Origin of the sequence: Kluyvera sp. Awk 3, assembly GCF_028069715.1 — a bacterium.
Taxonomy (GTDB): Bacteria; Pseudomonadota; Gammaproteobacteria; order Enterobacterales; family Enterobacteriaceae; genus Kluyvera; species Kluyvera georgiana_A.
In genome coordinates, this window is sequence record NZ_JANEWH010000155.1 from 1 (window position 1) to 9,696 (window position 9,696).

Genomic DNA, 9,696 nt, shown 5'->3' on the forward strand with positions numbered 1-9,696 from the left:
CAATAAATACATCATGAGATTCCACTATGTCACTGCTAACCGATATCTATAACGCAAGTCTGGAAGCCCATACTGCTCTTCGCCCTCAGGTCAGAGAAACTCCGTGCGATCGCAGTCATATCCTTTCGACGCTTTACGGATGCGATCTTTTTCTGAAAGGTGAACATCTACAGCACACCGGTTCGTTTAAATTCCGTGGAGCCAGCAACAAGATCCGTAAGCTTTCAGCGGAACAAAAGGCGCAGGGGGTGATCACGGCATCATCCGGCAATCATGGTCAGGCGATGGCGCTGGCTGGGGCAATTGCTGGTGTTGCTGTTACCGTTTTTGCCTCTGCTACGGCATCGCCACAGAAACTGGAGGCTATCCGGGCTTATGGCGCAACGTTAACCATGATTGATAAGGATGCGCTCAGCGTTGAACTGGAGGCATCGGAAACTGCGGCCCGGCAGGGTAAAATCTATGTTTCACCTTACAACGATCCAGACGTTATTGCCGGGCAAGGAACGGTGGGGTTTGAGCTGCATGAAGCGGGGCATACTCTGGATGCTGTATTTGTGGCAGTCGGTGGGGGCGGGCTTATTTCAGGTATCGGCGCGGTGATGAAACAGCTGTCACCGGCAACCCGTGTTATAGGCTGTTGGCCCACCGGGTCGGTGGCAATGTATGCCTCCCTGCAGGCTGGCAAAATTGTTGAGTCAGAGGAGCATGACACGCTATCTGACGGTACAGCCGGTGGGCTTGAGCCCGGGACGGTGACTTTCCCTCTGTGTCAGTCTGTCATCGATGACTGCGTTCTGGTCAGCGAGGCTGAAATTAAAGCAGCGATGAAGGTTCTGGCCCGTTATGAACGCTGGATGGTGGAAGGGGCTGCAGGCGTGGCGATGGCCGCTTTTATGCAGCAGGCTGAGCAGTGGCGCGGCAAACGGGTAGCGGTGGTACTGTGCGGTAAAAACATCACCCTTGAAACCTTTACCGGAGCGGTGAAATGAAAGTGCTTGGCCCTGAAGAGATCAAAACGCTCTTTAACCAGTCTGATGTGCTGGAAAGGCTGCGATACGGTTTTGAGGCCGTTTCTAAAGGCCGGGTCCAGCTTCCCCCTGCGCAGCAGTTCGCCTTTACCCAGGCCAGAGGCGACTGTTGTATTAAATCCGCCTGGATTGAGGGGAGTGACATTTTTTGCGTCAAAGTATCAACCGGTTTTTATAATAATCCCGCTCTGGGTTTGCCCGGCAATGACGGGCTCAGTATGATTTTTTCGGCACACACCGGGCAACCGCTGGCGCTGCTTGACGACCACGGCTGGCTGACAGCCATGCGAACTGCCCTTGCCGGGCGCATTGCTGCGGAATTATTGCTGCCACAGCGCATTGAGCGGATCGCTATTTTCGGCACCGGCTTGCAGGCAGAGCTGCAGCTGCGTCAGCTACTGGATATCACCTCCTGTCGTGATGTGATTATCTGGGGACGCAGCACGGCATCGCTGGCCCGTTTTCGGGAACAACTTTCCGATACGGGTATTCAGCCGCAGACAACGGTTAACGCACGTCAGGCCGCTGACGGGGCATCGATTATTGTGACTGCCACCCCCTCTACAGCGCCGTTGTTGTCTGCCGACTGGGTTATGCCCGGAACACATATCACCGCTGTGGGGGCCGACGCCCCAGGTAAACAGGAGCTGGATACCGATCTGGTGGCAAATGCCAGCTGTATTGTGGTGGATTCCCTGAAGCAATGCGCTGCTTATGGTGAGTTGAGCCACCTGCCAGCAGAGCGAGGCCAGCACAGCAACGTGATTGAACTGGGTAATCTGCTGTCGGATCGTTCTCTTTATATGCGCAAAAAAGACGATATCACGCTGGTCGATTTGACGGGCCTGGGGGTGCAGGATGCGCAGATTTCTGCCAGCATTCTGGCGCAGTTCAGTGCAAATGAAAGAGGAGGGCGCTGATATTCGTGAGCCTCAGGACTCATCATCATTCATTACGTTAAGGCCTGGTATCTGCCGAAGTGCTATTCACCACAGATACGACAGACTGCGGTACAGTATGCCCATTCAGTTGCAAGGAGTCTGAGTTTGGACAGAATGAAAAGCGTTAAAGAAGAACAATTCGCGACCTTAAAATCCATGGCGGATGGCATCGCCGCGCTTTTTTACCCGGTAGTGGAAGTCGCCATTCACAGCGTGAAGAGCGGAAAAATTGCTTATCTCGCCAATAACATTTCCAAACGTAATGTGGGTGATGACGCGGGCCTGGAAGAGCTTACGCCGGGCGAGCTTGAAAGTCTGACCGGTCCCTACGAAAAGCTTAACTGGGACGGCAAAAAAGTTCGCTCCGTCAGCATCCGCGCGGATGTTGACGGAGAGGCTGAATACATTTTTTGTATCAACTTCAGCACCTCATTACTGGATGATGCCAGAAATGCGCTTGAGATTTTTCTGTCTGTTAACCGCCTTCAGCCGCAGCCCGTTCAGCTTTTCAAACACGACTGGCAGGAAAAAATTAACGTTTTTCTTCATCAATGGCTGAATGAAAACAACGCATCACTATCCTCCCTGACCCGTCATCAGAAAAAAGAGCTGGTGACTGAACTGTATCGTCAGGGCGCGTTCTCCGTCAGAAACGCTGCGGATTATATTGCCAATGTGCTTTCCATGGGGCGTGCCACTGTCTACAAACATCTTAAAGAGATTAAACACTGAATGTCACAGATATACGCATGGATAGTTAACATATTGATTTGACGTCCGTTTCTGGCACAAAGCGGACATTTCGCCCATCATTTCAGTAAAATTACCTGACAGCTTTCGTTACTACACCAGAGCCGCTCAACAGCATGCGGATACCAAGTCCTATCATCACAACACCGGTAAAACGTTCCTGCCATTTGATAAACCCTGGGTGCTGGCCTAGCCAGTTTCCAAATGTTCCTGATGCCATTGCGACGGAGCCCAGTGAAACAATTCCTGCCAGTTTTTGGATACTGCCCAGCACAAGCAATTGCAGCCAGACAGGACCCGCGGCGGGATCGACAAATTGAGGCAGAAAAGCAAACATAAACAGCAGGGATTTTGGGTTAGTTAGGCTATTCAGGGCGCCTTCCTTAACGGCATTCCAGTCAGAAATTTTTGCCGTTTTTCGTAGCCGGGTATCGGTTCCGGAAGTCGCAATCATTTTTATGCCCAGCCACATCAGATAAGCTGCGCCCACCCACCTCAGGAGGTCTAGCGCAACCGGCCACGCATGAACGACGGTAACCAGCCCAAGGACAAGAAAGGATACTTGCACAAAACCTGCGACAAAGACATTGCCCAGAACGGTAAGAAGGGCAATACGTCTTCCTTGGCCGACGCCTCTGGCGATAGTCAGCATCATGTCTGGCCCCGGAGAAATCTCCAGAAGCGTCAGCGCGAGAAGGAAAGTCATAAACGTTTCGAGGGAAGGCATGTTTGTTGAATCCGGAGAAATTTTTCCGTTACGTTACCGCAGACTGATTCGCGCGAAAAGCGGAACATATTGCACAACGCGAACTTACCAAAGTGGTGCTAAATTTACGGCGCAAAAAACAAGCTGGCCCAGGCTTCCCCGGGCCATTTTGTGCTCAATCCACAGCCGCAGAATATTCCTCAATCACTCTCTATCCTGCGCTGCTTTTCATCGTTAAATTCTATTCAACAAGATATTCAGCATACGACGCAGCGGCTCTGCTGCCCCCCAAAGCAACTGATCGCCCACGGTCAGTACCGAGTAGATAGGGTCATTGTTCAGCGCCATTTTTTTAAAGCGACCAATACCCACCTGAAGAGAACCGCTGATGTGGGCAGGGGTCAATTGAGCCACGCTTGCCTCCTTATTGTTTGGCACATAGTTCACCCAGGGATGGGAATGCGTCACCAATGCCTCAAACTCGGCCTCACTGACTTCGCGCTTGAGTTTCAGCGTGATAGCCGCGCTATGGCAGCGAATCACGCCAACACGAATGCACAAACCGTTGACCGGGATGGTCCCCACGGGAAGGCCCAGGATTTTGTTCGTTTCCGCTTCGCCTTTCCACTCTTCCCGGCTGTTTCCATCCCCTAAGTCGCTGTCGATCCACGGGATAATGCTCCCCATTAGCGGTGCGCCAAAGTTGTCGATGGGCATCTTATCGCTGCGAATCAACTCGCTCACTTTGTTGACTAAAGGCAGCACCGAGCCTGGATTTTCCAGCTCATCGGGCGACAAATTTTGGCTGATATAAGCGCTTTGCGCGATGAGTTCGCGAACGTGTTTGGCGCCGGCGCCGGAAGCCGACTGGTAGGTCATGACGCTCATCCACTCTATCAGGTCTGCGTTTATCAAACCGGCAAGGCCCATCAGGCTTAATGTAATAGAGCAGTTGCCGCCGACAAAAAGTTTAATACCATCGTTGACGGCGCGATCGATATTCTTACGGTTAACGGGATCAAGAATAATACAGGCTCTCTCGTCCATACGCAGCGCCGAAGCGGCATCAATCCAGTAACCCTTCCAGCCATATTCAAGCAGAGCGGGGTAAATAGCCTTAGTATATTCACCACCCTGACAGGTAATGATAATATCCATTTCAGCAAGCGCCTCAATAGAATGCGCATCCTTCAGCGTATAGCGAATGCCATCAATAACCGGACCGTGACCACCCGCACTGGAGGTGCTAAAAAAATGGGCGGAAATGCCATTGAAATCATTCTCCTCCAGCATTCTCTGCAGCAAAACAGAACCCACCATCCCGCGCCAACCAATAATGCCAACCTGCGTCATTTTTTAACCTTAATGATGTTGTTAAAATGTTAATATCAAGAGGGGGATTTATATCTTATTCATAAAACATCGTCATCAAGTGAAACGATAAAAAACGCTTTAATAAGAATGTTTCATCTGGGGTTAGTAAAAATAATGAAAGAACAATGGGGGCAATCGAAAGGGCGTTAATATCAGGGGGAGCGCGCGATTAATCGCGTTTTAGGAGAGAATAGCCTCATTGCTGAGGCTATTCGAGGCTGTGAATTATTTCTTCTTCTCGCCCAGCGTCGGCGTCTCGTCAAAGAAGTTCCACGGCTTCAGCAGCGCATGGGCCCATTCGGTTGGCATAATCGGCCACTCTTCGGCGCGCGCCACGTGGGTGGTGCCGGTCGTGATCCACACCACATCGTCCTGGTTGCTCAGCGATTCGTCATCTTTCGCGTACTGCCCGAGGCCGGTATCGTGAACGGACCGGTTCGGGTATTTCCCTTCCGGATAGCGCTCTTGCTGGTGATAGCGGGTAACCCACAGCTGTTTATCCATAAAGCTCAGACGATGGTAGATCCATTCGTCCGGGGCAAACTTCGCGCCGGTCGCCGCCGGGTGGGTACCACCGGCGTAAGGGATAATCTGATACGAAATCGGGTTCCCCATGCGGTTCTCTTTGGTGGTATTGCTCAGCAGGCGAATGGTACCTGGATCGAATTTCTGCGCCGCTTTCTGCTCAGACTCAATCGTATACTGATTGACCTGCATCGTACTGGTACGCGGGCCGCCCGAGGTGTTCGGCTTCACTTCCGGATCCATTGCCACCAGGGTGTTATTTTCGCCGTCCACGTCGAGGTCGAGACGGAAGTTATAAATATGCTGGTGGGTGGTGCCGACGATATTATGATCGATCAGCGTACCGTAGCGGGTATCCTCTTTGGCGCTTGGATCGTGCATGGTCTTGGCCTTCACGCCCTTAACCGCTTCAATACCGGTGGCGCCGGCATCGATACCGATGGTGCCATTTTCGTGGAATACCCAGTCGAAGATATAGTCGTAGTTACCCACGGTACTGATCCAGCGAACCACCAGTTCACGACGCTCGGTGCTGACGTTCGGCTGGCCCATCTCCTGGTGTTTATACTCCGGCCCGGCGTAGCGCTCGAATACCGCCACCGCGCGAGGAATGGTGGTAGGCGTACCGGTGTAATCGGCGATGGTCTCATCCAGCAGCACGGCGTTGTTCGGGGCGTCTTTGCCGCGAGCGATCGGTGAGGTCAGGGTGCCCATGCCGTAGTCGCCGGAATCCAGATAGGCTTTGAAGTACCAGCCTACGTCCGGGTCGCCGTAGGGCACGATCATCCCGCCGAGCGAACCTTCGTACATCACCTGGCGTTTGGTGCCGTTGTCGTTATAGGTTACGGTGGAGAGAATCGGCCCCACGCGGGAGTTCAGGCGCAGGTGGAAGTCCCAGTTCTGCCAGTGGATCATATCGCCGGTGATAGTGTAGTTTTTACCCTCCGGTTCAATAATTTCCAGCGGTTTCACTGCCTTGGCTACGCGGTCCCGGCCATCAAATGGACGAGACTCCATCGGTACGGGAATAACCGGGCCTTCTTCAATCTTGATGATTTTCTTCTGTTCAAGGTCAACCACCGCCACCAGATTTTCGATCGGGTGCGCCCAATAGTTGCCGTCACCGGTATCCAGATAGCTCACCACTTTCAGCAGGCGCGCGTCCTGCTTCAGGCCGTCTTTACCGTCGAAGTAGCCGACGGTCAGCGGGGTGGTGATGACTTTAGTGGTGTCTTTGATGCCGTGTTTTTTCAGTACCTCAGCAAATTCGCTGCTGGCGTTAATGATGTTTTGCACGCTGACGAAGTCGTCAATCAGCACCATGCCGTGCGCGTCTTTAATCGGCTTCCAGGAGAGGACTTTTTTGTTCTGCAGGTCAACCACGGCTTCAATCACGTGCTTGCCGTCCAGCATCACCACATCGGCGGTGCGCGGAGTGTTAACCGGAGTGCCCTTTAAGGCAAACTCCCACACCGCCTTTTTATCCGGCTCGTGCAGGGAAATCTCGGTAAAACGGGTGTTCGGCTGGAACTCTGGCGCGGCCTTCACGATGGTGACCGCTTCGCTGATTTCAGCAGAGGAGAGGGAGTTCAGCGGGTGCGGCACTTTCTCGACCTGGAAGGTTTGATCGAGGCCAGACTGGAAAACGTCGTTGATAAAGGTATCGGAGACCCATGCTTTACCGTCTTTCATCACCACCGGCACCTGTAGGTTCAGGGTTTTGCCGTTGACGACCGCGGTTTTCGCACCCGGTTTCACCTTCACGAATGCGCCGTCTTTGATCAGGGTGTACATCTGCGCGTAGTCATCCCACTGCACGTCAGCGCCGAAATCTTGCAGGGTTTTGTCCATCGGAACCATATGCGCTTCGCCGCCGTGGGCGAAGGCTGGAGCTTGCCAGGCGCAGAACAGGGCGACGGCCAGCGCCAGCGCTGTTTTACGGTTTGAACGAATCGAGCCTGTTGACATTGTGACCTCATCTTATCGTTATGTTGTGCCTTGCCGCTGCTACTTCGGCTTCAGTCTCTTACCCTAACAGCCGATCGTCACGAGACGTTTGCTTGCGCTTGCCAGGTTATTTGTCAGTTTTGCCAGTTACAAAAAATGCCTCCGCAGAGGCATGAATGTTTGAATTGCCAGACGTCACCACCGCTTACGCCGGGAAATCCCCGTGCTGACGCGCGACCAATGTCAGAATGGAATACAGCGCCACCGCCTGCTGATGCTGATTGAAAATCTCCACCGCCCATTCCACCACGCCGGTGGCTTTCTCTTCGGCGTTGCGCTGGCGTTTGACCGTTTTACGCTTGCAGGTGAGGCGCACCTGGATGGTATCGCCCGGCTTAACCGGCTCAATAAAGCGCAGGTTTTCCATGCCGTAGTTAGCAATCACCGGGCCGACGCCCGCGTCAACAAACAGACCGGCCGCCGCGGAAATCAGAAAGTAGCCGTGCACCACGCGCTCGCCGAAAATGGAATCGGCTGCCGCAATCTTGTCCATATGGGCATAGAAGTGGTCGCCGCTGAGGCAGGCAAAGTTGACGATATCCGCTTCGGTTAAGGTACGACGCGGGGTCAACAGGCTATCGCCAGGCTGGATCTCTTCGAAGTATTTACGGAACGGGTGAATACGATCTTCCACCACCTGCGCGCCGCGTACCCACTGCTGGCTAACGGCAGCCAGCATGGTGGGGCTGCCCTGAATAGCGGTGCGCTGCATGTAATGTTTCACTGCGCGCAGGCCGCCCAGCTCTTCACCGCCGCCTGCACGTCCTGGGCCGCCATGTACCAATTGCGGCAGCGGGGAACCGTGGCCGGTGGATTCCGCGGAGGATTCCTCGTTTAACACCTGAATACGCCCGTGAGCGCGGGCGGCACCGAGGATAAACTCACGCGCCAGTTCGCCGCTGGCGGTTACCAGCGTTCCGGCCAGGCTGCCTTCACCGGCACGAGCCAACGTCATCGCGTGTTCGGTATTCTGATACGGCATCAGGGTGGCAACCGGACCAAAGGCTTCAATGGCATGTACCGCGGAGATTTCATCCGGCTGCGCGCAGAACAGCAGCGTTGGCGGGAAGAAGGCTCCGGCGGCACTGAGATCTGCTTTGCCTCCCAGCAGCACCTCGCATCCCGCTTCTACCAGACGGTTGACGTTATCCTGCACATCCTGACGCTGTTCACTGTTCACCAGCGCGCCCATCTTCACGCCTTCCTGCGCCGGATCGCCGACGACCACTTTTTGCAGACGGGCAATCAACGCCTCACTGACTGCGCTGACCTGCGCCTGCGGCACGATAATGCGGCGGATGGCGGTACATTTCTGCCCGGCCTTGGTGGTCATCTCGCGCACCACTTCACGAATAAACAGCGCAAATTCCGGCTGCTCTGGGGTGACATCGTCGCCCAGCACACAGCAGTTCAGCGAGTCCGCTTCCATGGTGAAAGGGACAGACTTCGCCACCAGGTTTGGATGCACGCGCAGCTGCTGCCCGGTGTGCGCCGAGCCGGTAAAGGTCACCACGTCCTGGCTGTCGAGATGGTCGAGCAGTTCGCCCGCGCTACCGCAGATAAGGCTAATCGCGCCGTTCGGTACCAGGCCGCTGTCGATAATGGCTTTGACCATCGCCTGGGTGAGTTGGGCGGTGGCGGTCGCCGGTTTGATGATGGCAGGCATCCCGGCAAGCCAGGTCGGCGCCAGTTTCTCTAACATGCCCCAGCAGGGGAAGTTAAAGGCATTGATATGCACCGCCACGCCGGATTTCGACGTCAGCACGTGGCGCGCGGCAAAGCCGCCCTGTTTGGACAACGGGATCAGCTCATCCTCCGGCCACAGTACGTCATCCGGTAGCTCGCGACCGCCCAGACTGGCGTAGGTGAAGAGGGTGCCGATACCGCCCTCGATATCCACCCAGCTATCGCCGCGCGTTGCGCCGGTCTCGGCGGAGATGGCGTAGAAGTCGGCCTTCAATTCCATCAGATGTTTGGCGACTGCTTTCAGCATCGCACTGCGTTCAATAAAGGTCATCGCCTGAAGCGCTTTGCCGCCGTGCTCAATCGCAAAACGGCGCGCCTGCGCCATATCCAGCCCTTCGCTTGTCACTTCCCACAGCGGCTCACCGCTGATGGCGTGGTGGATAGTACGAGCGCGGCCCCGGCCGGTTTGCCAGACGCCGGACAAATAGCTGGCTAACTGCTGCATGGTGTTTCTCCAGATATGTTACGAATTATCGCCATTAATAGTTCTTTCATGAATCATTAAATGCAAGTCGGATTTTAATAATTTGTTAACAATGCGATCGCGGGCACCTTACGTGCATTGATTAGCATTCGGTTTACCTGCGATAAAACAGCGGTGATTGCGGTATGTATC

The 9,696-nt window shown here is 54.3% G+C and carries 7 protein-coding genes; 3 read left to right on the forward strand and 4 right to left on the reverse strand.

Annotation, left to right across the window (positions count from 1 at the left end; genetic code table 11):
• Positions 1-26 precede the first annotated feature (26 nt).
• The 3 genes from NNN71_RS21525 to NNN71_RS21535 all read left to right on the forward strand — a co-directional run bounded on the left by NNN71_RS21525 (position 27) and on the right by NNN71_RS21535 (position 2,704).
• The gene (locus tag NNN71_RS21525; protein ID WP_271459297.1) at positions 27-992 is read left to right on the forward strand and encodes a threonine/serine dehydratase; all 966 of its coding nucleotides are present in this window, start codon (positions 27-29) and stop codon (positions 990-992) included.
• A complete protein-coding gene (locus NNN71_RS21530; RefSeq protein WP_271459298.1) occupies positions 989-1,951 on the forward strand; it encodes an ornithine cyclodeaminase family protein in 963 nt (320 codons plus the stop codon). The genes NNN71_RS21525 and NNN71_RS21530 overlap by 4 nt, the downstream gene beginning before the upstream one ends.
• Before the next feature lie 135 nt (positions 1,952-2,086).
• Positions 2,087-2,704 (forward strand): helix-turn-helix transcriptional regulator, encoded by a 618-nt coding sequence (locus NNN71_RS21535; RefSeq protein WP_271459299.1) that lies wholly within the window; start codon positions 2,087-2,089, stop codon positions 2,702-2,704.
• A gap of 91 nt (positions 2,705-2,795) precedes the next feature.
• On the opposite strand, the gene NNN71_RS21540 is transcribed toward NNN71_RS21535, so the two are convergent.
• The 4 genes from NNN71_RS21540 to paaZ form a co-directional block, all read right to left on the reverse strand.
• Positions 2,796-3,449 (reverse strand): LysE family translocator, encoded by a 654-nt coding sequence (locus NNN71_RS21540; protein ID WP_163445505.1) that lies wholly within the window; start codon positions 3,447-3,449, stop codon positions 2,796-2,798.
• 213 nt (positions 3,450-3,662) lie between these two features.
• Positions 3,663-4,781, reverse strand: a complete 1,119-nt coding sequence (gene asd, locus NNN71_RS21545; protein ID WP_271459300.1) for an aspartate-semialdehyde dehydrogenase — start codon at positions 4,779-4,781, stop codon at positions 3,663-3,665.
• 246 nt (positions 4,782-5,027) lie between these two features.
• Positions 5,028-7,295: a primary-amine oxidase gene (tynA, locus tag NNN71_RS21550; RefSeq protein WP_271459301.1), complete on the reverse strand. Its 2,268-nt coding sequence runs from the start codon at positions 7,293-7,295 to the stop codon at positions 5,028-5,030.
• 184 nt (positions 7,296-7,479) lie between these two features.
• A complete protein-coding gene (gene paaZ / locus NNN71_RS21555) occupies positions 7,480-9,525 on the reverse strand; it encodes a phenylacetic acid degradation bifunctional protein PaaZ (RefSeq protein WP_271459302.1) in 2,046 nt (681 codons plus the stop codon).
• Between the last annotated feature and the right edge of the window lie 171 nt (positions 9,526-9,696).

Coding starts and splice junctions, on each gene's coding strand:
- NNN71_RS21525 (WP_271459297.1), top strand. CDS start 27: ATGTCACTGCTAACCGATATCTATAACGCAAGTCTGGAAGCCCATACT.
- NNN71_RS21530 (WP_271459298.1), top strand. CDS start 989: ATGAAAGTGCTTGGCCCTGAAGAGATCAAAACGCTCTTTAACCAGTCT.
- NNN71_RS21535 (WP_271459299.1), top strand. CDS start 2,087: ATGAAAAGCGTTAAAGAAGAACAATTCGCGACCTTAAAATCCATGGCG.
- NNN71_RS21540 (WP_163445505.1), bottom strand. CDS start 3,449: ATGCCTTCCCTCGAAACGTTTATGACTTTCCTTCTCGCGCTGACGCTT.
- asd (WP_271459300.1), bottom strand. CDS start 4,781: ATGACGCAGGTTGGCATTATTGGTTGGCGCGGGATGGTGGGTTCTGTT.
- tynA (WP_271459301.1), bottom strand. CDS start 7,295: ATGTCAACAGGCTCGATTCGTTCAAACCGTAAAACAGCGCTGGCGCTG.
- paaZ (WP_271459302.1), bottom strand. CDS start 9,525: ATGCAGCAGTTAGCCAGCTATTTGTCCGGCGTCTGGCAAACCGGCCGG.